Below are 24,185 nucleotides of genomic sequence, written 5' to 3' on the forward strand. Positions count from 1 at the left end.
GCGCGTCGACCTATTTTTTCACACGCTCAGAGTACTCGCCGGTACGGGTATCGATGCGAATGACCTCGCCTTCGTCGACAAAGGGAGGCACCTGGATCTCATAACCGGTCTCCACGGTGGCAGGCTTGTAGTTGTTGGTGGCGGTATCTCCCTTGACCCAGGGATCGCACTTGGTGATCAGCAGCTCAACGAAATTGGGAAGGGTCACGCCGATGGCGCGGCCGTCAAACATGAGCACGGAGCACTTGGTGTTCTCCTTGAGCAGGGGAATGACGTCTGCGACCTGGTCTGCGGAGAGAAACTCCTGCTCGTAGTTCTGGGTGTCCATGAAACTGTAGGCATCTCCGTCAAAATAGAGATACTCCATCTCACGCTCTTCCAGGCTTGCTTTGGTAAATTTTTCACCGGAGCGGTAGGTCCTGTCAAACTGTGTGCCGTTGATCATGTTCTTGAGTTTGCACTTGTAAAGCGCCTGGCCCTTACCGGGCTTAACGAACTCAAACTGAACGATCACATAGGGTTCACCGTCAATCTCAAGTTTGAGGCCTTTCCGCAGTTCGCCACATTCAATCATCGTCTGCCTGTCCTTGTCTTTTTTTCATGGCCCGCATCGTCCGGGCCCGTTGATATCATCTGTTCTTGTGGATCACAGGAGAGAATCGTCGCGCCTTGCGCACAGTGGGGCCGTCCCAACGTCGTGACAACGGCCCGTCACCCTTCAGGTGCAGGGTCTAAGCAACCACGCATTCGGCCCGATCTCTTCCATGTCCCTATTTACCGACTGCAACGCCCCCTGGCTTGAAACACAGACGGCTCACCGTTTTTTTACCACATGACGTCCCCCTTGGCAACGCCGGGCCCCGAAGGGCGCGGGATGATCCCCTTTCCATTTTTTTCCTGATATGGTAAATGCACGGATTAAAGTGAAGACCATCGGTTTCACCAAAAACGGCACCACATCCGATGTCCCTGTAAACCCTACAAAAAAGCATCCGGTATTTGCGGTGCCGCCCCTGGAAGAAAGGCAACATCGCACTTTATCTGCAAAGCGACCAAACATAAAAGGAATATCATGATATTAATCATCGATTTCGGTTCACAATTCAACCAGCTCATCGCACGCCGCGTCCGTGAGTTCAACGTGTACTGCCAGGTGGACGCCCCGACCGTCGCCACCCTGGATTACATCAAGGAACTCAAGCCCGAGGGCATTATCCTCTCCGGTGGTCCCTGCAGCATCTACGATGAAAACAGCCCCCAGGTGGACAGCGCCATCTTCGACCTGGGTATCCCGGTCCTGGGCATCTGCTACGGGATGCAGTTCATGGTCAGCACCCTGGGCGGCGAGGTCAAGCGCTCCGACAAGCGCGAGTACGGCTTTGCCGAGCTCTCCATCAAAGAGCCCTGCCGCATCTTCGAGGGGATCGAGTCCCCGACCCAGTGCTGGATGAGCCACGGCGACTCCATCACCCAGCTCCCCGAAGGCTTTGTGCCCACCGGCACCACCGACAACACCCCCTTTGCAGCGGCGGCCGACCCCTCCCGCAAATTCTACGGCCTGCAGTTCCACCCCGAGGTGGAGCACTCCCTCAAGGGTCGCGAGATGCTCTCCAACTTCCTCTTCGACGTCTGCAAGTGCGAGCGCACCTGGACCATGGAGAATGTCGTCAAATCCTCCGTGGAGGAGATCAAGGCCACTGTGGGCGACAAAAAGGTGATCCTGGGCCTCTCCGGCGGCGTGGACTCCACCGTTGCCGCCGTGCTGATCCACAAGGCCATCGGCAGGAACCTCACCTGTATCTTCGTGGACAACGGCCTCATGCGCCTCAACGAGCGTGAAAAGCTGGAAGAGTCCCTCACCAACAAGCTGGACCTGAACATCAAGTTCGTGGATGCTTCCGAGCGGTTCCTCACCGCCCTGGACGGCGTCTCCGACCCTGAGCAGAAGCGAAAGCTCATCGGCAACATCTTCATCGACGTCTTCGAAGACGAAGCCTCCAAAGTGGATGGGGCCGAATTCCTCGGCCAGGGCACCCTCTACCCGGACGTCATCGAGTCCCAGTCCGTGTTCGGCGGCGCCTCGGATGTCATCAAGTCCCACCACAACGTGGGCGGCCTCCCCGAAGACATGAAGCTCAAGCTCGTGGAGCCCCTGAAGTACCTCTTCAAGGACGAAGTCCGCGCCCTGGGCGAAGAGATGGGCATCCCCGACGACCTTGTCTGGCGCCAGCCCTTCCCCGGCCCCGGCCTGGGTATCCGCGTCCTGGGCGAGATCACCAAGAGACGCCTCGACATCCTTCGGGAAGCCGACGCCATCATCGTGGAAGAGATCAAAAAGGCCGGATTCTACAAGAAAGTCTGGCAGTCCTTTGCCGTTCTGCTCCCCATCAAGAGCGTGGGCGTCATGGGCGACCAGCGGACTTACGACTACACCGTGGCCATGCGCGCCGTCACCAGCAAGGACGCCATGACCGCCGACTGGGCACGCCTCCCCCACGACCTTTTGGCCCGCATCTCCAACCGGGTGATCAACGAAGTCAACGGGGTCAACCGCATGGTGTACGACATCACCTCCAAACCCCCAGGAACCATTGAATGGGAATAGGCCCGTATGGACAAGAAAAACGACGAACGGTTCGTGTTCGGGTCCGACAACAGGGATGAGCCGGTGAACATCGGAGAACCCGAACGTTCCCGGCTGGACAGCCTCAACCTCAAGGTGACGCTCATCGCCGTCATCATGCCCTGCCTCATCGGCATCGTGATGATCTTCGGCTATGTGGACATGAACCGGAGGATGGCGGCGTTCAAAGACACCGGCTCCAAGGAGGTGCGCAGCGCCTCCAAGGACATGGAGCGTATGGTCTCCTCCCTCCAGGTCAAAAACGCCCGGCTTGAAAAACTCCTGGGCGAAGAACTGGGAGGCATCAAGACCCGGATCAGAACCCTGGAGAAAAAGGTCGGAAAAGCCCAGAAGGATGTTGACTTCATCGTGGCCACCCGACTCACCAAGAAGCAGACCGAGACCCGCTTGGGGGCCCTTACCGGCCGACTGGATAAAAACGACAAGGCCCTGGCCCTGGCCCAGTCCGATGTGGACGAAGCCATCGACCGCACCCGGAAGCTGGAGAAGAAAAGCGCGGCCGACGCCAAAGGGATCACACGGCTCAAAGCCGACCTTGCCGCTGCCCGCAAAGAGCTCACCCAGCTATCCGGCTCCTTGCCCTCCCTGGCGGAGCTCGACAAGCGCCTGAAAAAGGAGCGCATCCTCCTTCAGGTCCGCATTGACGAGGTACGCACCGCCCTCGGCGCCCGCATGGACGCCCTGGAAAGGGAGAGCCACGCCACTCCGGCACCGGCAGCGCCGGCAGCTCCTCCTGCGGACACACCCCCGCCCGCTTCACCGGCCGGCACCATCAGCGAGCAGGAGATCGGCGGCTGACCCGTCGTTTCCCGCCAGCCATACACCAACCCGAGGGGCCATGCTACGGCATGGCCCCTTTTGCTTACAGGAGCCCATGACCTCCAGCGCCGAAGACATCGAACGGATCTTTTCCGCATCGCGGGGTTACAACGCCCTGTTTCTCGCCGCCGGTGCCCTGGAAAACGCCTGCGAGGAAACCCCGGAAAACCTGACGGAAGAAGGGACCCGCATGCTCCTCGCCTGCCTGGCTGACCCCCGGTTCGAGAACCGGCGCACCGCCTACTTCTTCTACGAACGCCTGGCGCGTATCCTCACCGACACCGCGCTGAAGCTGGGCCCGGACCACCCCGTTGCCCAACTGGCCCTGCATGGCATAAGCGCCCTGTGCGGTGAGGCATCGGGGCCCCGTCACATGGCCATCTGCACGGCCTGCCGCGGCCTTGCCCCCCGGAAGGCCGCCCTCCCCCCTGCCGGGCCATGCCCCGACCCGGGCCTTCGGTCCCTGGCCGAGGTGCTCGAAGAGGCGGGATTTCCCCTGAACACCACGGCCCACCCTGCGGGCCGCAGCCTTCTCTTCCATCACCGCTCCCAGACCCTGGTCATCAAATGCGCCCGGCCCGGTGAAGACCCGGCGGGCCTCTCTGCCGAATGGCACTGGATGCGCGCCCTGGCCCCCATACTCCCCGCAGGCACCCACGTCCCCACCCCGGTGGGCCCAGCCCTCATGCGCATGACGGGGCTTCCCCCGGAGGCGGCATCGGATACGGCCATGGCCTTTCTCACCACACCGGCCTATTTCACCTACCCCAACGAACCCACGGCCCCCATGGAAACCGATCAAGCGTCTGAGGTCCTCGGAACAGCGGCGTTTCTCTTCGGGTACCTTGCCTCACGGGGCATCCTCCACACCGCACCGGTCCCCCTCTTTCACAACCGCGTCCAGACCGACCGCAGGGACGACGATGGAATCTACCTGTGGCAGAAGGGAGGACGGCTGGACCGCTGGCTCGCCTCCTGCCGGTTTCCCAACTTCGGGCTGTCCGGACTCAGGGATTTTGAGCACATGGAAACCGCACCGGAGCTCTCCTTAAGCGACACCTACCGCACCATGGGGGACCAGGTCCTGAGCCTCCTCCTGGTGGCGGGGAGCCATTTCCGAAGCAGGGAGGGCAAAGCAGCCCCCTCCCCCGGCCGCACCGATCACCGGTCCCTCTTTTCCCAGGACAAACTCACCGACATGCTCGCGGCCATCGCAAACGGGTACCACAAAGGATATACGGGAAGGGAGCAGAGCCACTTCTCTTCAAGGAATTTCAGGGTCCTGGCCGGGCGAATGACAGACGAAATGGGGGAGGATCACCACATGGAAGAGATCCTGCGGGCACGGGACCAGCAGACCATGGAGGAGGAAGCCTTCAGGGATTTCTTGATGGAACGGGGCTACACCGAAGAGGAAACACAACGCGTGCAAAAGGGGGCGGCCGACATGGTCCTTTTCACCGGCCCCCACCTGGGCCGCTTCAACGGAAAAATCTCCTGCCCCGAATTAATTGAGTTTACGGCCACCCTCGCATCCATTACAATAACCGACGGGTTTCTGGCAAAGGCACGTAACCCGTCCCCATGAGCCACAAGGAAGAAGGAGAGCCGGTTTTGCTTATCTACGATGATATCTATCGCTGGAACGGCCCCGACGGGGGATGCAGGGAGTGTGCGGGTCAGGACGACCAGAATGCCCCCTGCCTTATCACGTGTCGACTGCGCATCATCGACCTGGCCGCGGACACCCCCTTTGCCATGCCCCTGAAACGCCATGTGGTGCTTGCAGAAGATATCTCCGAGGGCCCGCGGCGCCGTATCTGCGCAGAGAGCCTGGGCCGCCACATTTTCAGCACCTTTGACCTGTGCATCCGGCGCACCCTGTGGATCGAGTGCGACCCCTTTCTCAAAGAGGCCTTCCACGCGGCCCATTTCACCCCCGCATACCACGACGGCGATGAGACCATCTACACCATCACCTGGCGACCCCTTCTCCATGCCGAGAAAAACACGCTGAAATCCCACCTCGACACCTTCGCAAGGCCCACCGGCCCGGCAAACAGCCCTACATAGCGGCCAGCTGCCGGATACCATCAGCGATAAACTGAATGGCCAGGGCAGCCAGGAGCACGCCGAAAAGACGCTTGATGATGTCGTCGCCGGTCCCCCCGATGCACCGCATGACAGTGCCGGCAAAAAGAAACGAAATCAGGGTCACGGTGTTGATGATCAGGGCGGCCCCCACCACGGCGACCAGCTCGGCGGTGCCTGTGGCGCCGGAAAAGAGCAGGATGGTAAGGGTCAGGCAGCCGGGCCCGGACAGAAGCGGGATGGACATGGGATACACGCTGATGTCCGTCAGCCCCTGGATGCTCCCGCTCTGCTGATGTGAATCGGTGCCGGTGATCATGTGAAACGCCGTGTAAAACAAAAGAAGCCCCCCGGCCACGCGCAACGCCTCGATGCTGATGCCCAGGCGGGTCAGGATAACCTCCCCGAAAAAGCCGAAGGTCAGGATAATGCACGTGGAGACCGCAATGGACTTCACGGCCATGGTGCGGCTGTAGGATCGGCCCTTTCCGTCGGTGAGGGCATAGAAAATAATGGCGGCCCCTAAGGGGTCGATGATGACAAAATACGATGTCAGGGCGTGGAGAAAGGTTTCAACGGGCATGGTTCGGTTCCAGAAAAACGAATGATAAGGTGATAAAAAGCGGCACGCCACAACCAGCCACCCGTCCGGCCGAAAAAGGCCCGGCACAGGCGGTTGTGCCCACCGCCGTTTTTTTTAAGGAATGCTTCAAAGAGGCAACCCCTGTTTTCTAACCCACCTGAAGAACAAAAGAAAGGAGTTTCCATACCGAGCTTAAAACCGGGCCCTCTGTTCCTGCCTCACCCGCCCGGCAACCCCTTGTATCTCTGGATGTTTCAGCGGAACGCCCGGGCTTTCGCTTCGTCGCCCCCCTATTTTCCGGGCCCCTTTTGAAATAGGGTTGACATGACTCCCTTCCACGACTAAAAACGTAACGTCATCTATTTTTTAGGATACGTTCGCACTCTCGGGTTGCCCGCATAACGGTCCCGGCTCTGTTGACCCGTTTGTTGCCCGCCGACGGCACCATGGCTATGCATGGTTGCCGTTTTTCTGCTGTGGAAGGGATCGGTTACCGTTATTGTTGTAAGGAGTTGGTGGTTTCGCTATGTTTCAAAAAGCTATCGTCAGAAAACCCTGTAAAAATTTCGCCAACGGCATCACCACGCAGGCCCTGGGTGCCCCGGATTATGATACAATGCTTGCTCAGCACGCCGCTTATGTTCAGGCCCTGAAGGACCTTGGCATTGCAGTGGAGGAGCTTGAGGCGGAAGAGGCCTACCCGGATGCCCACTTTGTGGAGGACACCGCCGTGGTTTTTCCTGAAGCAGCCGTCATCACCAACCCCGGAGCCGATGCGCGAAAGGGCGAAGAGGTCACCATCGAAAAGGCCCTGGCCGCCCACCGCACCCTTGAAAAGATCACGGCCCCCGGCACCGTGGACGGCGGCGATATCCTCATGGTGGATCGCCATTTCTTCATCGGCGTCTCCGACCGAACAAACCAGGAGGGTGCCTCCCAGCTTGGCGACATCGTCAGCCGACACGGCTACACCTGGACACCCGTCCCCGTGGCCGCCGGTCTCCACTTCAAGTCCAGCGTCAACTACGTGGGCAAAAACACCCTGCTGGTCACCGACGCCTTCAAAGACCGCAGCGAGCTCAAGGACTACACCCTCATCGTGCTGGACCCGGAAGAAGAGTACGCAGGCAACACCCTTCTTATCAACGACACACTGATCATGCCCAAGGGCTTCCCCAAAACACGGGCAAAACTTGAGGCGCTGGAGCTTCCCATCGTGGAACTCGACACCAGCGAAACCCGGAAAATGGACGGGGGACTCACCTGCCTGTCCCTTCGTTTTTAATGTTACCTGTCTTTTTTTGACGAGGAGGTCCCATGGACGTCATCAAAAACCGATACAAAAGGGAAGCGGTGGAGGTGCACTGCCCGCAGTGCAAACGCAGCCAGATCATCTACCTTCCCGATGAAAAAATGCCGGACTGCCCCGTCTGTCGGAAAAAAATGATCATCAAAGAGGTCCTTACGGAAGGCAAGTATTGACCCAAAGGCCGTGCCTTGCCCACGCCTGACCGTAAGGGTTATGTGTTAACGGAGAGAACGAACTGGAGGATTATTCACCGATGAAGCTCAAACAGATGCTGATTGCGTCCCTGTGCCTGCTGGCATTTGCCGCCCAGGGATTCGCAGACGACATTGAACTGGCCAAGAAGTCCACTCTGAACAAGATCCTGGAACGCAAAGAACTCCGCATCGGCCTTGACCCGGGCTACCAGCCCTTTGAGATGACCGACAAAAAGGGAAACATCGTCGGCTTCGACATTGACATCGCCAAGCTCCTGGCCAAGTCCCTGGGCGTCAAGCTCACCATCGTCAACACCGATTTCGACGGGATCATCCCCGCCCTGCTCACCGACAAGTTCGACGTCATCCTCAGCGGCATGACCATCACCCAGAGCCGCAACACCCAGATCAACTTCCCCGAGCCCTACATCGTGGTGGGTCAGGCCATCATCCTGAACAAGCGCCTCAAGGACAAGGTCCACTCCTACAAAGATCTCAACGATCCCAAGTACACCGTTGCCTCGCGCATCGGTACCACCGGCGAGATGGCCACCAAGCGCATGATCCCCAAAGCCAAATACAAGTCCTTTGACAAAGAGGCCGACGGCGCCATGGACGTGGTCAACGGCCAGTCCGACGCCTTTGTTTACGACCTGCCCTTCGGCGTCGTGTTCATGGCCCAGCACGGAGAAGGCAAAGCGATCCTCCTGGACGAGCCCTTCACCTACGAGCCCCTGGGCATGGGCATCCGCAAAGGCGACCCCGATTTCCTCAACTTTTTGAACAACTTCGTTCGCCAGATCAAGGCTGACGGCACCTACGACCGTCTCCACCACAAGTGGATCACGAGCACCAAGTGGTTTAAAAATATGTAATCGGACCCCGACGGTTTTCCGCACACAGTCACCCCGGCAGCCTTGAGCTTCCGGGGTGATTTGTTGCGTGGCCGCCTTGTGTGCCGACCGATTCACCCTCTTTAAGATCCGAACCGACGCCCCCGGGCAAGCGGTTCGGGTGCGACCCCTCCCGCAGCCCTCAGGCAGAACGACACATGCCGGCCGCGGACAAAGGAGCAGGACATGTCACTTTACCCGGGTCTGGATGCGCCGCGACCCAAGGCGTACAAAACCCTCTGGACAGGCATCTTTTTCGTCGCCCTCATCCTCGGCATGGCCGGCCTGTATGTGGCCACCAAGTCGGTGGATTACGTGTGGCGCTGGTACCAGGTGCCGGACTATTTTGTGTATCAGGATGAGGTGGAGACCTTAAGCGAAATCGACGGCCTCGTGGCCCGGATTGAGACCGAGGGCAAAACCACCCGCGTCACCGTGGAAGGCGTCGGCGAAGCCGAGACCTACACCCTTCCCACCAGCAGCCTCCTTGCGGCGGAAGGCGACTATATCTACGCCGGCGACCCCCTGGGCATGGAAAAAAAGTGGCAGACGGGCCTTCTCCTCTACGGCCTCTGGATCACCCTCAAGGCGAGTTTCTACGCCATCATCCTGGCCTTGGTCATCGGCATTGTCACCGGCCTGATGCGCATCTCGGACAACCCGGCCCTCAAGTGGTCCGCCATCACCTATATTGAACTGGTTCGAGGCTCCCCCTTGCTGGTTCAGCTGATGATCTGGTATTTTGTCATCGGCACCCTGGTCAACCGAATTCTCATGGACCTGGGCATTTCCAAGATCCCTACCCTCTGGTTCGGGATCCTGTCCCTGGCCATCTTCACCGGCGCCTATACCGCAGAGATCGTCCGTGCGGGGATCCAGTCCGTGCAGGTGGGCCAGATGGAGGCGGCCCGTTCCCTCGGCATGAGCTACGCCGAGGCCATGCGCAAGGTGATCATGCCCCAGGCCATCAACCGGATTTTACCGGCCCTGGCCGGGCAGTTCATCAGCCTCATCAAAGACTCCTCTCTGCTGGGGGTCATTTCCGTCCGTGAGCTGACCAAAGTCACCCGTGAGGTGGTCACCTCATCGTTGCAACCCTTTGAACTCTGGATCGTCTGTGCGGCCCTTTACCTGGTCCTCACCTTCGGTTTCTCCCTGCTTGTCCAGAAACTTGAAAAAAGAGCGGTGTAATCATGATACGTGCACAACATGTGAATAAATATTTTTATGCGCCCCACAAAATCCACGCCCTGAAGGACGCCTCCCTTGAGGTGGCCCCCGGCGAGGTGGTGGTCATCATCGGCCCGTCGGGCTCCGGGAAGAGCACCTTCCTCCGCTGCCTGAACCGACTGGAGTACGCCGACAGCGGCTCCATCACCATCGACGGCGACGATGTCCTCGACCCCAAGGCCAACATCAACGCCATCCGGGCCGAAGCGGGCATGGTCTTTCAGTCCTTCAACCTGTTTCCCCACAAAACCGTGCTGGAAAACCTCACCATGGCCCAGATGAGCGTGAGAAAACGATCCAAGGCCGAGGCCGAGGAAAAGGGGATGATGCTCCTTAAAAAAGTGGGCATCGAGGAGAAATCCCAGGTCTACCCCAACCAGCTCTCCGGCGGCCAGCAGCAGCGCGTGGCCATTGCCCGATCCCTGGCCATGGACCCCAAGGTCATTCTCTTTGACGAACCCACCAGCGCCCTGGACCCGGAGATGGTGGGCGAGGTACTGGACGTCATGAAAGGCCTGGCCAAAGAGGGGATGACCATGGTTGTGGTCACCCATGAAATGGGCTTTGCCCGGGAGGTGGCCGACCGGGTCATCTTCATGGACGGCGGGTGCGTCATCGAAGAGGGCACGCCCGAGGAGTTCTTCTCCAACCCCAAAAGCGAGCGCACACAGACCTTTCTAAACCAGATCCTTTAACCCGGACAGGTCATCCCGGTGCCTTGCAGATAAGCGCACCCGACCCGTAAGACATCCGGTTTAGCGCATCGCGGTATTTGTGCCCCGATACCAATAAAAAGCGGCCAGCCCCTCCACAGGGCGGCCGCTTTTTTTATGCCCTCACACCGGCACCTCGTATTTTGAGATTGTGCCGCGTCCCCATATTGCTCTACTATGGATCATGCCTATTGGCCTTGAGATTTCATGAGAAAAAACAACCCCGCCTGATCTCCGACACCACCGGAGGCCAAGCGTTACCGACACAGGCTGCCACCCGGCGCAGCCCTGACGCCATGACAACCCAGACAACGAATCGAGCCATGAGCCTCTTTATCCTCTTCCTTGTCGTCTCCATCTCCGTGTTCATCTGGTTCGGCGGGATCCGCTTCTTCAACCAGCTGCCCCTGCCGGTCTTTATCCGTTTTCTTCTCTGGATGAGCCTTTTTTACGCCCTCTTCTTTTCCCCCCTGCTTTTTTACCTGCGCACCTTAGGGCAGAAAGGCCCCCTCTTCGATGCCATGGCCTGGGTGGGCTATCTCCTCATGGGCATCTACTCCATCCTGATCTGCGGGGTGATGGCACGGGACCTGGCGGGGGCCCTCATCTCCCTGCTGCCTTTTACCTCCACAAAGGGCCACGCGGCCATGGCCCTGCCCTTTGTCCCTGCCCGCCGTGGCTTTCTCATCAACGGCATCAACCTGGCCATCGCAGGAAGCACCGCAACCCTTGCCGGCCTGGCCCTTAAAGGGGGACTCAAGGCACCGGAGGTGGTCACCGTCACCCACCCTGCGGAGCAGCCCGGTCTCAAGGGCCTTCGCATTGTCCAGATCAGCGACCTCCACGTCAGCCACACCATCCGTCGCGGCATGGTGGAACGGGTGGTAAGCCAGGTCTCTGCCCTGTCACCGGATATGGTGGTCTTCACCGGGGATCTCGTGGACGGATCCGTGGCCATGCTCAGGGATGATGTCGCTCCCCTGGCAGACCTTGCCCCTCCCATGGGTAAATACTTCATCACCGGCAACCATGAGTACTACTCCGGGGTGCGTCCCTGGCTCGACGAAGTCGCACGGCTGGGCTTCACCACGCTCCTCAACAGCCACCTGACCCTGAATTACAAGGGGGCGCCCCTGGTCCTTGCGGGGGTCACGGACTACCACGCAGGCCGCCTGGTGCCCGAACACGCCTCCAGCCCGAAGCAGGCCCTCTCCGGTGCCCCGGAAGACGCCTATCGGATTCTCCTGGCCCACCAGCCCCTCTCCTTCACCGAGGCCAAGGCCCAGAACTGCCACCTCACCCTCAGCGGCCACACCCACGGCGGGCAGTACCTGCCCTACACCTGGGTGATCCACGCGGTCCAGCCGTGGGTGGCAGGGCTCTACGAGGAAGACGGCCACCGCCTCTACATCAACCGCGGCACGGGCTTCTGGGGCCCCCCTTTTCGCCTCGGTTCCCCGTCGGAGATCACCCTCCACCTCTTTTCGTAACCCCCTGTGTTCCAGATAGTGAACGTCTCCCATATTCGCCATAGGGGAAAGATCCCCACAGATGTGGTATAGTGAACAAAACCAAAGTGGTACACCTGTACCCAAGCCTTGCACCGGCCTTCCCCCACATGCGATCATAAGCTCTGGAAGTCCTCGTCATTCAAGCCATCTCCCCCCTATCGCTCCCCCTGCCTAAAAAAAAAGCCCCCTTTTCTCTGCCTTGGTATGGAACGTGAATTACCTGTAAGCAACACCTCAGGTCACAAAGCCAGCTTTCAACCGACGCCCCTTTCACCTCTTCTCCGCGTGCAGTGACGGCCTGACACACCAAACCATGCAACAGCCTGACCAAGGCACGGGAGAAGCCCCATGAAAACACCTTCGTCAACCATTCTGGCCCTTATTGCCGTCGGCGCCCTTCTTGTTGCCGTCAACGCCCAGGCAGAACCCCAAAGCCTCTCCGAGGGGTCCATGGAAGCCATCTCCGGCGCAAGGGGCATCCACTCCGAGCATGCCCTCGCACACCTTGCCGAACGCAACACCGAGGTCAACCGGGAGATCCTGAGGCGCAACAACACCACCGAATACCCGGTGGAAAACTCCCACGAACGCCTCACCGAGTTCGCCAACTTCGAGGCAGGAAAGGCATCCGGCCAGACCATCAGCCAGCTTTTTGATGAGGCCACGCCCGGGCGGCTTCCCCAGTTTTTCATCGACGAAGCCCTGAAAATCACCAACCCCTAAGCCTTCCCGACTCCCAACGTACGGCAACCATCCCGCCAGCCGGGTTCCAACGGGCCCGTGCCGCTCACCACCCCAACCGCAGCGGCATCCCGAGGGCCCGGAACACTACCGGTACGGGTTTAATCCGGCGGGCCCCCGATTCAACGGGGCCCCCCGGATCGGCCCGCCCATGGAGAACAAAGATGACACCTGCAACAAAGAAATGCGCATATACGTTAGTGATGATTGGCAGCCTGGTGTTCACCGCCCCTTATGCCCTTGCGGAGCTCAAAGGCATGACAGACCGGGAGATGATGGACGTAACCGCCCAGAGCGGTATTGCCACCCTTCAAGGAGAAAGGGCAACGGAAGAGCAACGCCGCGAAGAGAAGAACCGGCAAGACGCAATCCAGGTCCTTTCGACCCTCAATGCCATTGTGCCCTCCGATGTGCTCAGGGAGATCCGGGACATGAACCACACGGTGCAGCAGCCCCACCTTATTCACCGTGAATTCCAGACGGTCAGCCAGGACCTTCTCATGATGCCTGCGGCAGCGGCCACGGTCATCACCATCCCGGCCGGCATCGGAACCGGCGGATTCTTTTTCTGATCCCCCATAAACCAAAAACGGCCGACGTCATCAGACGTCGGCCGTTTTTTTTTGTTTTCACGAAATCACATGTCAGGGCATGGCTCAGGAAGCGCGTCGCCCCTGGGGTCGGCGACCGCCGCCACGGTTGGTCCGGCGCGCGCCGCGCCAGGCGGAGTCCCCTCCACCCTGCATCTCAACGAACAGGCGCTGCCCGTCCAGGGTCGCCCCTTTCATGGCATGGAATACGTGACGGGCCAGCCCGCCTTCCACCTCGAAGTAGGAGGCGTCCTTGCCGATGTCGATGCGTCCGATCTGGCGGGATGAAATACCGGCACGTTCGCACACCAGGCGAATGACCGCACCCTGGTTGATGCGGTTGTTGGCCCCTTTGTTGAAAGTAATGCGCTGCATGCCTGAAGAGCGGGAGTCACCGTAGGATCGGTTCCCACGGTCCTGACGGGGACGACGGGGCTGCGCACCGCGGTCGTTGATGTCCTCCGCCCCTTTGTAGGCTGCGGCCACACTGTTGAACCGCTCGGCCACGATCTGATTGATCAGCTCTTCTTTGGTCAACCCCTCAAGGGATTCGTAAACAGAAGGCAGGTACTCGCCCACGGCGTCGTAGTCCACCTCAACAGCCTTGAGCTTCTCCACCATATCGGCCAGCTTGAGTTTGCAGATGGCCTCCCCTTCGGGCACCTTGCACGCCTTAAAACGAATCCCGCACCGCGCGGCCACAAGGCCGAGTTTGCGGTGATCGCGCCAGCTCATGATCACAAGGGACTTTCCGGATCGACCCGCACGGGCCGTTCGCCCGCTGCGGTGGGTATAGGCCGCCACCTCATCGGGGAGGCCAAAGTGGATCACGTGGGAGATCCCTTCCACATCGATCCCGCGGGCGGCAACGTCTGTTGCCACGAGGAGTTTGAGGCGACGGTTCCTGAAACGCTGCATCACCACATCGCGCTGCTGCTGGGAGAGGTCACCGTGGAGAGCATCGGCATCGTAGCCCGCCTCCAGAAGGGATTCTGCCACCTGCCGGGTTTCATGGCGGGTGCGGCAAAAGACGACCCCGTAGATATCCGGGTAGCCGTCGATGATGCGCTTCAGGGCCACGAGCTGTGCGCCGGGGCGAACCACGTAGTTTTCGTGGTCGATGCGTGCCGAGGTGCTGTTTTTCTTGCCCACGGTCACCTCCACCGGATCGGTCATGAAGCCACGGGCAATGGCCGCGACCCCCTTGGGCATGGTGGCGGAGAAAAGCCAGGTTGCCGAAGAGTCCGGGGTCTCCTTGAGGATGTCGTCAATGGCCTCTTTAAAACCCATGTTGAGCATCTCATCTGCTTCGTCCAGAACCACATTGGTCACATTGGAGAGATCCACCACGCCACGTCCCATGAGGTCCAGCAGACGACCCGGGGTAGCCACAACGATCTGAGATCCGCGCTTGACCTGACGGATCTGAAGGGCAATGGAGGAACCGCCGTAAATGGAGGCGATCTGAAGTGAGGGGATGTTCGTTGCAAAGGCAAGGAAATCCCGGGAAATCTGGATGCAGAGTTCACGGGTGGGACAGAGCACAACGGCCTGGATACGGCGGTTGTCCGTCTGGATACGGTTGATCAGGGGAAGGCCGAAGGCAGCGGTCTTGCCGGTTCCTGTCTGGGCAAGGGCCACAAGGTCCCCTGTGTTCTCTCGCAGGGTGTCCAGGGCTTTTTCCTGAATGGGGGTGGGCTCGGTGAACCCAAGGGCGGCTACGGCGTCAACCAGTTCCTGACGCAATCCAAACTCATCAAAACAAAGGGACATAATATTCGCTTACTCTCTTTCATCACGCACGGGCGTGGTGGTGGTTGTTGTCGCAAACCGTCACCGAATCCACTGATATCTTCCCTTTCTCGCACCGGCACCGCAGTGCATCACAAGGCACAAGAGACATCAAACCCAGGACGTGTCGCGAACATATTTTTCTTAAAGGCCTTCCCTGAAGGCCGCAAGCCCCGGACAGGGGTCCGGGAACAGGGCATACAAAAAGGGCGGCACGCAGGCATTGGATCAGCCCGGTGGATCGCCCGAACATATCAAATAAAAACGGTTTTCATAACCATGGGGGTGCAGTCGCGGAGAAAGGTGCGGTTCTACACCAGAAACGCCATGGCCTCCGGGAGCGGCAAAACACCGTTTCCGGGCCAGGACATGAGGCGCGCCAGTTCGTCCCGAACCACCCCGAGGATAAAATTCCTGAAGGGGGTGTTGTCGACTTCGGCGTTTGCCTCCCGGGCCAGAAAGGCCCTTCGGCACTGCTCCTTGTCCACGGCGTGCCACGCTCGGCACACCAGGGGCCGTACCGGGTAAACCCGGCAGACGTTTTCATGAAGGAAAATACAAGGCGTCCGGTGCCAGACAGCGACGCGCTCATCCAGGGAGCGGCCCTTTGTGAGGTCCAGGTTGCGGGCGATCCGCTTCAGGGTGTCGTCGCGCTCGGCCGCCTGAAAATGGGTATCCATCCAGTCACGCAGCCATTCCGCTTCGGGTCGGGACACGGGAACCTGGGCATGACAACACCAGCCGCATCCTTTCCGGCAGTCCGAGACCCCTTCAAGCCCCTGATCCGCCTCCACCTTTGCCACCATGTATTCGCCCATCTCACAGCCGACAGCTGCAAGACGAGGGCCTGCTTCCTCCTGCGGGCACTCTTCGGCAACACGCACCAGCACCTCGCGGACCGCGGCGTCCCATGCACCTTCAGCCATGGTTTTCACCTTTTCAAGTAAGGGATAAACCTGGCCCAAAGGCACTCAACACCATGTTGGATCCAACTTGAGAAGGACTTTATAAAAGGGCGGGAACGTTCAGATATGAGGTCGCCTTGATATAAGGACATCTCCCAAAGGAGTCAGGTACGGACGGGAGCATCGGTCATTCACGGCAGGATGTCAACTTATTTCTTTGTTTGTCTCCAGGTAAATACCCGCCCGCGAAAAAAAGTTCCCTCCCCCCATTGGAGCCCGGCGCCCATGAAAAGCATTTTTTAAGGTGGATTCAGGAAGTTAATTGTGATATGTATGGACTCGTTTGACATAGACACCCGGCAACAGGGCGCCTTGGGATTTACGACAACGCCTGTGACTGTCTAATGCGTTGACAGCAATCCCGGCAACACCCCCTGCGGCGTGCCACGTTTTTTCTGTAAGGAGTTTGATTGCATGAGCCTTGAAAAAGTGTCGATCCTGATCGTAACGGCCTTAACGGTTTTCATCGCGTCCTGCGGTGGAACCACCATGAAATCCGGGTCCACCTACGCCTCGCGCGAAATGGGCCACAACGCAGCAATGAAAACAACCCGGGCATGCGAACAGATGCCCGAGCGAATCTACGAAAAAGAGGGCTGGAAGCTCGTGGTCTACGTCACCAACAAAGGCACACGAAGCCAGGGCATCCACGGAGACCTCTTTCATAACGGTTCTCCCGTTTCAGGCAAAAAGGGAGAGACCCTCACAACCCCCCTCGGAGAACTCTACTACCACGGCTCAGAAATGGAGAGGGCCAACCTCTGGGATACCACCGGCTGGACCATCACCGGCCAATCCGGCTTCTTTAATCTCTCCAGCCCGCCGTCCGACCCAGAAGGCGAAGAGCAGGCCTCCCGCCCCCTGGAGTACGGCATCGGTTAATAAAAATACACATTACGCCCGATACGTCGGTATGCGCATGGAAACCCGCTGCAAATAGTCGCGGGTTTCTTTGTGGGGCAATTTCCGGACAAGCACCTTGTAGACCTTCTCCGGCGGCATGCTGTTGATCTTCTTTGCCGCCTTCTCGATATTCGTGGTGCCGATAAAGGCCCGCGCCACGTTGCCCGCACCGGTGTTGTATGCCGCAATCACGCAATACAGACGGCTTTCCGGGTTCTTGACGGACGCCAGGTAGCGATCGTTTAAAATATAGAGATACGCCACGCCCATGGCGATGTTGTTCCGTCCGTTGTAAAGGTACGACGGCGAGAGCACAACATCTTTGCCGAGGACCACCTTGGAGGCATCCCGACCGGCACTTTTGGGCACGATCTGCATGAGCCCGTAAGCCGGCACATAAGAACGAGCCATGGGGTTGAACGCACTCTCCGTCTCCATGACCGCCAGCACAAGGGCCGGGTCCACACCGCGCTTGGCGGCCTGCCTCTTCACGTCAGGCAGATAGGCCCTGGCCTTGACAGCCCGCCCCGTGGACGGAATCTTCACTTCCAGGGTTACCACATTGGCCCCGGCCTGTTTGGGGGCTTTCTTTACGGCCGTTGTGGCCGTTCCCATCAGCCCGGCCATGGACGCATCGATCTCCTTGTCGGAGGGGCGAAGCTTCCCCGTCACCATGTCGGCCACAATGGGCTTGCTCCCCACGTCGGCCTGCTCCAGTTGCGAGGGGGCCACCTGCTTTTTCAGCTTCTTCTCCACCCCCGCGGTAAACTGGTCGGCCTTGTACGCCCCTTTGGCGCTTTGGTGCATCAGGTCCTTTAGGTGCCCTTCAAGGACCTTCTCGGGCTTCTTTTCCGATGCAGGAACCACCACGCTGACCTTGATGACTCCCTTTTCATAGTCCACGACCTTCTTTACCTTGAAATCGGAGGAGTAGCCCACGTAGGTTTTTTTCGTGGAGACCTCGGGCACGCCCCAGACCTTGAGGATCTTGCTCCGATACGACGCAAACTCCTCGTCAATGATGGCCTTGTAAGCCGCGTACTCGTCGGCGATTCCCGTTTTGTAGCGCTCAAAATCCGCTTCATCGGATTTAAAGGCAGCAAACTCGCTCTGGGCGTCTGCCATCCCTTCGGCCCATGCCGAGGCCGTCACCCCACAGATAAGGGCAAAACAAAGGGCCAAAGCAGCCCCCCGCAGGGCGACTGCACACCGTACATTCATTTTGAAACCACCCATACAAACAGCTCCTCGGTTACAGGGTCCTTCCAGGATGCCCTGACAACAGCCGTCACCGTCTGGTTGTCGACAGTCTGGAAACTCCAGCTCTCCATGCTGGTACTCGTTCCGGCCCTGGTGCCGGTTGTGCCCACCAGGGACACGTTGCTGATGGTTGTCCCCTTCTGCATGGCAATTTCATCAAGGGCACGCCGAATGGCCTGCTTCCTCTGGGCGCTGTAGCCGTTAAGGTGAGGACGGCAACTGCCCACACCGGCCATCGCCCCGCCGTCCGACGGATTCAGGATCCATGCCGGAGGATGTGTGGCAGGTGCCGTTGCACCGGTGCATCCCCCCAAAACCAACAGACAGGCCATCATACCCACAAGCACATATACTCGTTTCACACCGCATCCTCCCATGTGATGCACGTCCGCCCACGCGTCCGGACGATCCATATTTTGCCCGAGCATTCGGGCCCCCACCCCGCATCACAAAACAAAACACCGCGCCTGTGAACAGGTATCACACACGCGGCAAAAAAAATCAGAGAAACTCTCGCCCACGGCACCCGAAAGGCGCGTCATGTATCGTTCCTGACCGGTGCCCGCCGGTGTTCAATGCCACCCGGCGTTTCACGCGAGCCCTCACCCCCCTCTATCACGCCCACCCAGGGAGGGAGGGCCTAAGCAGCCCTCCCCCCGTCGTGGAATCATCCGGTCAGCGGCACCCGAAGGACTACATGCTGCCGAACTCTTTTTCGATCTCTTTATCCAGCTCTTCGTGGCCTTTTTTGGCCTGGAACTTCTGCCAGAGGGCCTTGTCGTTCTTGTAGCTGGTCACGGCCGCCTGCTTCATGGCGTCGGCAACCCCGGCAACAGCTTCGGGCTGAAGGGCCACGAGCACGTAGATCTCTTCATTGGCCTTGTCCAGATGAACGTTCTTGATCTGGCTTCCGGTAAGATCCACCTTGGCAACCTGCTTGGACACATTGGTGAACACCTTGTCCACGGTGGTGTCGTCGCCGACGCCGGTGGTCTCAGTGAAGTTCTTGATCATGTTCTTCACTTTGACGTTGATGCTGCGAGCGATCTCGTCACGGGCATTGGAGGTCGCCTCAAGCTTGGCAAAGCTCATCCCGGCAGGGCCGACCTTGGCGGAACCCACGGCACTGATCCCGCCTTCAGGGGGCATCAGGACCCAAGAGGGAAGATCGCTGGGCGCAACCTGGGGGCTGCTCTGGCAACCGGTCATCACAAATGCACAACATACCACCAGCAGTACCGCTGTCCATACTCGTTTCATCGTCTCATTCTCCTTTGTGTAATTGATGGGGCAGCCCGGTATCGTTTTTTCGAGACCACCACCTTTTCACGGCATCCTTGACCAGGGTCATAGCTGTAACACGGAAGTCGGTTACTGCCAGTTCCGGATTTTCACCACATCGGGATTCCGTCGTTTGTATTTAGGCATCGCCATACCGGCCGATGCATTGATATACGTCGGGTCACAAACGATATACTTCCTGTTGTTCATCACCACGTAATCTCCGGGTACGTTATCGTTGAACCGAACCGCCGTTGCCACATGGCCGGGGTAATTGAGCCCCACCACATCGAGCTTCAGGATCCGGCGAACGAGGTAAGCAAAAAGAAAGGATCGGTCCTCGCAATCCGAATAGGGATACCAGATGGTCTCCTCGGGGAGCATGTACTTTTCACGGCCGAGCTGATCATCATCGGTTTTGTAGGCGAAGGCCTTCTGGGAAAAGCCCAGGAGGTAATCCACCGCCTCCTTCTCGCTCTTGCCCTCGAGTTTTTCCTTCAATTCCCTGACCATGGAGTAGTTCAGTTCATCGGAAGTCAGGGCATCAAAGTAAATCTTGATGTTGGTCTGGGGATAGTACCGGTAGTAGTCTACCAGGCTCTGGTTGTACGAGACCTTAACGGACTGGGGCTCCCCTCCGTACTCAAAACGAAGCTCCTTCTCCGTAATCTCGGGCTTCAGGGTCGGCACCTTGAGAAGCCGGTAATCCATCAGGCGGTCAGCCTTGGGATACTTGCCCTTGTATGTGTAAAGCTTCCCCAGCTTTTCCCTGCTGCCGTCAAAGGTCACGGCGTAGTACCGGGTTCCCTGGAGCGTAAGGTACGACACGCTGTAGAGGGTGTTTCGCGACGGAAGCAACAGATAGACCCGATCATCGGAATACCCCACCCGGGCGTCGTACCCGCTCTTAACGGACATAAACCAGGTAAACAGGTTGGCCAGATCCCGGTCGTTGCCGTGCACGGCCAGGCCGCAGGTAAAAAGAAAGTTATGGTATCCCCAGTCATTGAGACCGAGGTCCCCGGACATGTCCCGGGCCTGGGACAAAAAGGCCTCAAACTGCGCCGACTGGCTCATGGCTTCCCAGTAGGCGGCGATGGCCGGCTTGAGCGGAGGCGTAAGGGACGCCTCGGGAAAAGAGAACTCGCCGCGGAACAGGTGATTTGCACCGAAGAAGGAGACGGAAAGCCCAACAGGGATCATCTCGGGCTCTACGCCGGAAGGCTCGTCAAAGGGTGAGGGCTCTTCCGGAACCACGAGAACGTCCGGTTCGGGCACAGGTACCACCACCACAGGGGGCTCTGCCGGGGCCGGTGTAACGCCCTCTTCCCCGTCCTCACCGGGAAGAGCAACGGGCTCGGGAGGCAAAGACGGCGGCAAGGCAGGAAGCACGATCTCCCCCACAGGCGTGGCAGGTTCAGGGGGTGCTTGCCCCCCATCCTCTTCGCCCTCGGTCACAGGAGCCGGCGGCTTGGCCACGGGGATGGCCGACGGCTTGGGGATACTGTCCCTGACAACCCCGCGGGAGGCATCGAACTCCGCCCACTGGGCCTTGAGAAAATTGACGAATTCAGCATCCCGCTCATCGCGATACTGGGCAAAACTTCCCATCTCACTTTTGGCAAAATCTTCGAATTCGTCGGCCGAAAGCGGCATCGCTATCAGCAACGCCAGTGCGACGAGACAACCGGTGCGTATGCGTATGTTAAATGAAGCCATAATATGAAAGTCTCCGTGTATGGAAGATGGCAGGAGCCATGGTGTTTTCTTCATTAGTCTGTTTTTAAAAAATACATGAACACGCCCCTGTTTTCAATGGCCTTTCGCGCTGCCTGCCGGCCCGCACCGCGGGCATGACAGCCTTGCCACTTACCCATATATTTACCACAGGAATCCGGTTGGGGGTTGTGAGTGGGATCACAGGGTCAAAAGATATCTCGACCCTTTGTTCCCACGGGTTTCGCTGCGCCGGGGAAGGCAGGACGCAGTGCCCGGAAAGGGCACCCCCGGCAAACGGACGGGATGCATCACGCAGCGGCTTTCGGGGGCTGCTTTTTCCATCGGGAGTGCATCCAGATCCACTGCCTGGGATGACGGCGAATCATGGACTCGTATACATTGGAACAGGTCTGGGTGTTCACCTGTGCATCGACGTAAGGCTCATCGGTGTGTTGAAGAGAGAGAGGCGACTGACACTCAATGGTATAGGTATAGTCGTCATTGAGACGAATAAACACGGGAACAATGGGAATATCGTGCTCTACCGCCATCATGGCGGGGATCACCGCGGTGTGGGCAGGCTTGCCGAAAAAATCCACAAAGACCCCTTTCACCTTGGTGTCCAGGTCAAACAACATGCCGTACACACAGCCGTTATTCAGACCGTCAAGCATTGTCTTCAAAGCATTTCCGCGTGCGGTATTGGAATATCCGGCCCCGTTGCGGTAGCCCACGATAATGGCATCGAGCCTCGGGTCATAGGAGCGTTTGGCGATGACGCGCAAGGGGATCCCCTTCTGAACCAGCCAGGTCCCCATGAGCTCCCAGTTGCCGAAGTGACCGGTCTGGAGCAGGACCCCGTTGCCCTTGGCCACCGCATCGGTAAGATAGTGAAAATTCTCTACCTTCACAATACGATCCAGCCCCTGGCGTACCAGGTTCGGCAATCGCACGGCATCTGCGACACACACGGAAAGATTGTCGAACACGCCCTTGGACAGGCGGATAATCTCCTTTCGGGACATCTCATGCCCGAACGCACGTGTTAAATGGCGAAGACTCTTCTTTCGTTCATGGACAGCAAGGTACCAGGCAAGGCGCCCGACGCCCCGCATCAACAGGATAGAGGCACGCCGATTCAGCGTCCGAAGCAGAGTGATGAGAGCCAAAATGGCGTAGTAGATGATATCATTCTTGATCTTTTTCACGAAACGCTTGTTCATTAAATCGTCCAAACCATGCTGAAAATCCTAAAAAAACAATGCCGCACGCGGCACCGGGTCGTTGCCGTTGACGCAACGATCCATGTCGGACACAGGCATATCACAGCCGACTGGTCAAGGAAACTCCCTTTGTATGGTCCCTGCAACCAGGTGTTCAAAGGTCAGCGCCCTCGGCATGGCCAGACTTCGAAAATAAAGAACCCCCGCTGTTTTCTCACCGGGCGAAAGCTTACCCTGAAAGCCGGTCTCCATGACGTTGTTATATTTCAAGCTCTTACCGTTCCGGGTCTCGAGGGTAAAAAAGTCCGGATTGATATACAGAATTTCATCGCTTGTGTTGCGAAGCCAGATGGTGATTTTCCGTTGCTTCTTATAAAGACTTTTTCCCAGACCCTCATCACGAAGGGCCATCTGAAGGCTTCCGTTCCCCTTGTAATAAAGAAGGTCTGCGTAGATCACTTTGGCTCGAAGCTCTTTGAATGCCCGATTTTTGGGATAAAACCCCACAGCCTTCTCTATAAGGGAGACGGCCTCTGCACTCTTTGCCGCATCGTTCTTCCGGCTCTGGTAAAGCCGAAGGGCCTTGTCATGGCACTGCCCTGCCAGGCGCTTTTTGTAAAATTCCTGTTTGGACCTGTAAAATGTGTTGGAGGGTGACAGCGCAACGAGGCGGGAAAAGAGCGTGTAATTGGTTTCAAACTTCCAGGCCGGAACCGCCAGCACCCTGGCGTAGGTTTCCTTCTCTTCCAGATACCGTTTCAAGGGTTCAAGCTCTGCCTGGAGGGGCTCGATATCGAACCGATCCAAAACGGCCCGGGCCTCTTCAAACTTTTCCGAATCGGCAAAGGCTCTCACCTCTGCCCCGATGGCCGCACGGTTCCCGGTAAACTCATCCACCAGGGAGGCTTCAAGCTTCACCCGTGAGCGCTGCGCCCATTCAGATTTAAGTAAAAGGCCCCCCTTCCATGCAAAGGGCAGAGCGACAAGAAGCAGAACCACCCCCAGGGCCAGCCCGTACCATTTCGGTGGAACAGCCTTCATCCGGGTGCCCATGCCCCCAAGCCCCTTCAACGCGGACTCGCTTTTCCCCGACAAGTCAACGTCCCGCCAGGCGGCCTTCACCTTTTCTCCGGTGGACCTGGACTCGAGCTTTGCACCGGGCACATAAGGAGAGTATCCCGTCCCCGTATCGAGGGGCGCCTCTCCCAGGTCATCAAGAACAGGTCCCGTGCCACCGGGCAAGTCCGAAGACTCAGTAACGCCCTTATCGCCCATTCCCTTGAGCTTGCTGAATATCACCCCGCACCGCACACACTCGATGGCCTCCCGGGCGTTCCGAAAGCCGCATTGCGGGCACAAAAACACGTCTGAATAAAAATCAGAAGGGATGCTCTCCATCTCAAGGGATGTTTCAAGGGGGCCAGAGTCGCCGGGTTCTGAAGCCGCAGGGGTTTCCTCTTCCCGGGCCATGACAAGGGGCCCTTCTTCGGGTTCGTCTATGCCCAGTTCCCGCCGCAGCTCTTCCTGCTGAAGGCGATAGCGCTCCATGGCCTCCTTGCTGCGCTGCTTTTCAATGGCAATGGACTCAGCAGAGAGGGCCATGTCCGATCCGCAGGCAATGCACTCCACATCCTCCGGGTCATTCAGATATCCGCATACCGGGCATTTCATCCCATTTGTAGAACTCGACATAGTCACCTGTGGGGTACCGAGGAGTATAGATTA

The 24,185-nt window shown here is 58.5% G+C and carries 23 protein-coding genes; 13 read left to right on the forward strand and 10 right to left on the reverse strand.

Annotated elements, in window-relative coordinates; all coding sequences use genetic code 11:
• Nucleotides 1–10 precede the first annotated feature (10 nt).
• Nucleotides 11–574 carry an elongation factor P gene (efp, locus tag MSL71_RS14630; protein WP_180141628.1) on the reverse strand — a complete coding sequence of 188 codons (564 nt, stop codon included), beginning with the start codon at nt 572–574 and terminating at the stop codon, nt 11–13.
• Between the two features lie 498 nt (nt 575–1,072).
• Here efp and guaA point away from each other — a divergent pair, with 498 nt between their 5' ends.
• The 4 genes from guaA (at nt 1,073) to MSL71_RS14650 (ending at nt 5,536) form a co-directional block, all read left to right on the forward strand.
• The gene (gene guaA, locus MSL71_RS14635) at nt 1,073–2,605 is read left to right on the forward strand and encodes a glutamine-hydrolyzing GMP synthase (RefSeq protein ID WP_180141630.1); all 1,533 of its coding nucleotides are present in this window, start codon (nt 1,073–1,075) and stop codon (nt 2,603–2,605) included.
• 6 nt (nt 2,606–2,611) lie between these two features.
• Entirely contained in the window at nt 2,612–3,442 is an 831-nt protein-coding gene (locus MSL71_RS14640; RefSeq protein ID WP_180141632.1) for a coiled-coil domain-containing protein, read from the forward strand.
• 76 nt (nt 3,443–3,518) lie between these two features.
• Nucleotides 3,519–5,051 (forward strand): SidJ-related pseudokinase, encoded by a 1,533-nt coding sequence (locus MSL71_RS14645; protein WP_180141634.1) that lies wholly within the window; start codon nt 3,519–3,521, stop codon nt 5,049–5,051.
• A 26-nt stretch (nt 5,052–5,077) separates the two neighbouring features.
• Nucleotides 5,078–5,536, forward strand: coding sequence for a hypothetical protein (locus tag MSL71_RS14650; protein WP_180141656.1), 459 nt, complete (start codon nt 5,078–5,080; stop codon nt 5,534–5,536).
• Here the strand turns inward: MSL71_RS14650 and MSL71_RS14655 are convergent.
• Nucleotides 5,529–6,137 (reverse strand): MarC family protein, encoded by a 609-nt coding sequence (locus MSL71_RS14655; protein ID WP_180141658.1) that lies wholly within the window; start codon nt 6,135–6,137, stop codon nt 5,529–5,531. The two genes, MSL71_RS14650 and MSL71_RS14655, sit on opposite strands and share 8 nt — an antisense overlap.
• A gap of 526 nt (nt 6,138–6,663) precedes the next feature.
• On the opposite strand from MSL71_RS14655, the gene MSL71_RS14660 reads away from it, so the two are divergent.
• The 8 genes from MSL71_RS14660 to MSL71_RS14695 all read left to right on the forward strand — a co-directional run bounded on the left by MSL71_RS14660 (nt 6,664) and on the right by MSL71_RS14695 (nt 13,300).
• Nucleotides 6,664–7,422 (forward strand): dimethylarginine dimethylaminohydrolase family protein, encoded by a 759-nt coding sequence (locus MSL71_RS14660; protein WP_180141660.1) that lies wholly within the window; start codon nt 6,664–6,666, stop codon nt 7,420–7,422.
• A gap of 32 nt (nt 7,423–7,454) precedes the next feature.
• The gene (locus MSL71_RS14665; RefSeq protein WP_092209903.1) at nt 7,455–7,619 is read left to right on the forward strand and encodes a hypothetical protein; all 165 of its coding nucleotides are present in this window, start codon (nt 7,455–7,457) and stop codon (nt 7,617–7,619) included.
• A gap of 80 nt (nt 7,620–7,699) precedes the next feature.
• Nucleotides 7,700–8,515 (forward strand): transporter substrate-binding domain-containing protein, encoded by an 816-nt coding sequence (locus MSL71_RS14670; protein ID WP_180141662.1) that lies wholly within the window; start codon nt 7,700–7,702, stop codon nt 8,513–8,515.
• A 204-nt stretch (nt 8,516–8,719) separates the two neighbouring features.
• Nucleotides 8,720–9,724, forward strand: a complete 1,005-nt coding sequence (locus tag MSL71_RS14675) for an amino acid ABC transporter permease (RefSeq protein ID WP_180141664.1) — start codon at nt 8,720–8,722, stop codon at nt 9,722–9,724.
• 2 nt (nt 9,725–9,726) lie between these two features.
• Nucleotides 9,727–10,458 carry an amino acid ABC transporter ATP-binding protein gene (locus tag MSL71_RS14680; protein WP_180141666.1) on the forward strand — a complete coding sequence of 244 codons (732 nt, stop codon included), beginning with the start codon at nt 9,727–9,729 and terminating at the stop codon, nt 10,456–10,458.
• A gap of 314 nt (nt 10,459–10,772) precedes the next feature.
• The gene (locus MSL71_RS14685; RefSeq protein WP_180141668.1) at nt 10,773–11,966 is read left to right on the forward strand and encodes a metallophosphoesterase; all 1,194 of its coding nucleotides are present in this window, start codon (nt 10,773–10,775) and stop codon (nt 11,964–11,966) included.
• 369 nt (nt 11,967–12,335) lie between these two features.
• A complete protein-coding gene (locus MSL71_RS14690) occupies nt 12,336–12,710 on the forward strand; it encodes a hypothetical protein (protein WP_180141670.1) in 375 nt (124 codons plus the stop codon).
• Nucleotides 12,711–12,892: 182 nt separating this feature from the next.
• Nucleotides 12,893–13,300, forward strand: a complete 408-nt coding sequence (locus MSL71_RS14695; protein WP_180141672.1) for a hypothetical protein — start codon at nt 12,893–12,895, stop codon at nt 13,298–13,300.
• An 84-nt stretch (nt 13,301–13,384) separates the two neighbouring features.
• Here the strand turns inward: MSL71_RS14695 and MSL71_RS14700 are convergent, their stop codons facing one another.
• Both MSL71_RS14700 and MSL71_RS14705 read right to left on the reverse strand, forming a co-directional pair.
• Nucleotides 13,385–15,064, reverse strand: coding sequence for a DEAD/DEAH box helicase (locus tag MSL71_RS14700; protein WP_246317799.1), 1,680 nt, complete (start codon nt 15,062–15,064; stop codon nt 13,385–13,387).
• 356 nt (nt 15,065–15,420) lie between these two features.
• Nucleotides 15,421–16,035 (reverse strand): YkgJ family cysteine cluster protein, encoded by a 615-nt coding sequence (locus MSL71_RS14705; RefSeq protein WP_180141676.1) that lies wholly within the window; start codon nt 16,033–16,035, stop codon nt 15,421–15,423.
• A 453-nt stretch (nt 16,036–16,488) separates the two neighbouring features.
• Between MSL71_RS14705 and MSL71_RS14710 the strand changes: the two genes are divergently transcribed.
• Entirely contained in the window at nt 16,489–16,956 is a 468-nt protein-coding gene (locus tag MSL71_RS14710) for a hypothetical protein (protein WP_180141678.1), read from the forward strand.
• Nucleotides 16,957–16,968: 12 nt separating this feature from the next.
• Here MSL71_RS14710 and MSL71_RS14715 read toward each other — a convergent pair whose 3' ends face one another.
• From MSL71_RS14715 to MSL71_RS14740, 6 genes are all read right to left on the reverse strand, one after another.
• Nucleotides 16,969–18,198: a transglycosylase SLT domain-containing protein gene (locus MSL71_RS14715; protein ID WP_180141681.1), complete on the reverse strand. Its 1,230-nt coding sequence runs from the start codon at nt 18,196–18,198 to the stop codon at nt 16,969–16,971.
• Complete coding sequence (locus MSL71_RS14720; RefSeq protein WP_180141683.1) at nt 18,195–18,599, reverse strand: hypothetical protein; 405 nt, start codon at nt 18,597–18,599, stop codon at nt 18,195–18,197. Before MSL71_RS14720 ends, MSL71_RS14715 begins: the two co-directional genes overlap by 4 nt.
• A gap of 331 nt (nt 18,600–18,930) precedes the next feature.
• Nucleotides 18,931–19,497, reverse strand: a complete 567-nt coding sequence (locus MSL71_RS14725) for an LPP20 family lipoprotein (RefSeq protein WP_180141685.1) — start codon at nt 19,495–19,497, stop codon at nt 18,931–18,933.
• A 111-nt stretch (nt 19,498–19,608) separates the two neighbouring features.
• Nucleotides 19,609–21,237 carry a hypothetical protein gene (locus MSL71_RS14730; RefSeq protein ID WP_180141687.1) on the reverse strand — a complete coding sequence of 543 codons (1,629 nt, stop codon included), beginning with the start codon at nt 21,235–21,237 and terminating at the stop codon, nt 19,609–19,611.
• A gap of 308 nt (nt 21,238–21,545) precedes the next feature.
• The gene (locus MSL71_RS14735; RefSeq protein ID WP_180141689.1) at nt 21,546–22,460 is read right to left on the reverse strand and encodes a lysophospholipid acyltransferase family protein; all 915 of its coding nucleotides are present in this window, start codon (nt 22,458–22,460) and stop codon (nt 21,546–21,548) included.
• A 114-nt stretch (nt 22,461–22,574) separates the two neighbouring features.
• On the reverse strand, nt 22,575–24,131 hold the full coding sequence (locus MSL71_RS14740) for a zinc finger protein (protein WP_180141691.1): 1,557 nt from the start codon (nt 24,129–24,131) through the stop codon (nt 22,575–22,577).
• Between the last annotated feature and the right edge of the window lie 54 nt (nt 24,132–24,185).

Source organism: Desulfoluna butyratoxydans (assembly GCF_900699765.1).
Classification (GTDB): Bacteria; Desulfobacterota; Desulfobacteria; order Desulfobacterales; family Desulfolunaceae; genus Desulfoluna; species Desulfoluna butyratoxydans.

Excerpts from the sequence above, each read along its gene's own strand:
- efp (WP_180141628.1), bottom strand. The coding sequence starts at position 574 with ATGATTGAATGTGGCGAACTGCGGAAAGGCCTCAAACTTGAGATTGAC.
- guaA (WP_180141630.1), top strand. The coding sequence starts at position 1,073 with ATGATATTAATCATCGATTTCGGTTCACAATTCAACCAGCTCATCGCA.
- MSL71_RS14640 (WP_180141632.1), top strand. The coding sequence starts at position 2,612 with ATGGACAAGAAAAACGACGAACGGTTCGTGTTCGGGTCCGACAACAGG.
- MSL71_RS14645 (WP_180141634.1), top strand. The coding sequence starts at position 3,519 with ATGACCTCCAGCGCCGAAGACATCGAACGGATCTTTTCCGCATCGCGG.
- MSL71_RS14655 (WP_180141658.1), bottom strand. The coding sequence starts at position 6,137 with ATGCCCGTTGAAACCTTTCTCCACGCCCTGACATCGTATTTTGTCATC.
- MSL71_RS14660 (WP_180141660.1), top strand. The coding sequence starts at position 6,664 with ATGTTTCAAAAAGCTATCGTCAGAAAACCCTGTAAAAATTTCGCCAAC.
- MSL71_RS14665 (WP_092209903.1), top strand. The coding sequence starts at position 7,455 with ATGGACGTCATCAAAAACCGATACAAAAGGGAAGCGGTGGAGGTGCAC.
- MSL71_RS14670 (WP_180141662.1), top strand. The coding sequence starts at position 7,700 with ATGAAGCTCAAACAGATGCTGATTGCGTCCCTGTGCCTGCTGGCATTT.
- MSL71_RS14675 (WP_180141664.1), top strand. The coding sequence starts at position 8,720 with ATGTCACTTTACCCGGGTCTGGATGCGCCGCGACCCAAGGCGTACAAA.
- MSL71_RS14680 (WP_180141666.1), top strand. The coding sequence starts at position 9,727 with ATGATACGTGCACAACATGTGAATAAATATTTTTATGCGCCCCACAAA.
- MSL71_RS14685 (WP_180141668.1), top strand. The coding sequence starts at position 10,773 with ATGACAACCCAGACAACGAATCGAGCCATGAGCCTCTTTATCCTCTTC.
- MSL71_RS14690 (WP_180141670.1), top strand. The coding sequence starts at position 12,336 with ATGAAAACACCTTCGTCAACCATTCTGGCCCTTATTGCCGTCGGCGCC.
- MSL71_RS14695 (WP_180141672.1), top strand. The coding sequence starts at position 12,893 with ATGACACCTGCAACAAAGAAATGCGCATATACGTTAGTGATGATTGGC.
- MSL71_RS14705 (WP_180141676.1), bottom strand. The coding sequence starts at position 16,035 with ATGGCTGAAGGTGCATGGGACGCCGCGGTCCGCGAGGTGCTGGTGCGT.
- MSL71_RS14710 (WP_180141678.1), top strand. The coding sequence starts at position 16,489 with ATGAGCCTTGAAAAAGTGTCGATCCTGATCGTAACGGCCTTAACGGTT.
- MSL71_RS14715 (WP_180141681.1), bottom strand. The coding sequence starts at position 18,198 with ATGAATGTACGGTGTGCAGTCGCCCTGCGGGGGGCTGCTTTGGCCCTT.
- MSL71_RS14725 (WP_180141685.1), bottom strand. The coding sequence starts at position 19,497 with ATGAAACGAGTATGGACAGCGGTACTGCTGGTGGTATGTTGTGCATTT.
- MSL71_RS14730 (WP_180141687.1), bottom strand. The coding sequence starts at position 21,237 with ATGGCTTCATTTAACATACGCATACGCACCGGTTGTCTCGTCGCACTG.
- MSL71_RS14735 (WP_180141689.1), bottom strand. The coding sequence starts at position 22,460 with ATGAACAAGCGTTTCGTGAAAAAGATCAAGAATGATATCATCTACTAC.
- MSL71_RS14740 (WP_180141691.1), bottom strand. The coding sequence starts at position 24,131 with ATGAAATGCCCGGTATGCGGATATCTGAATGACCCGGAGGATGTGGAG.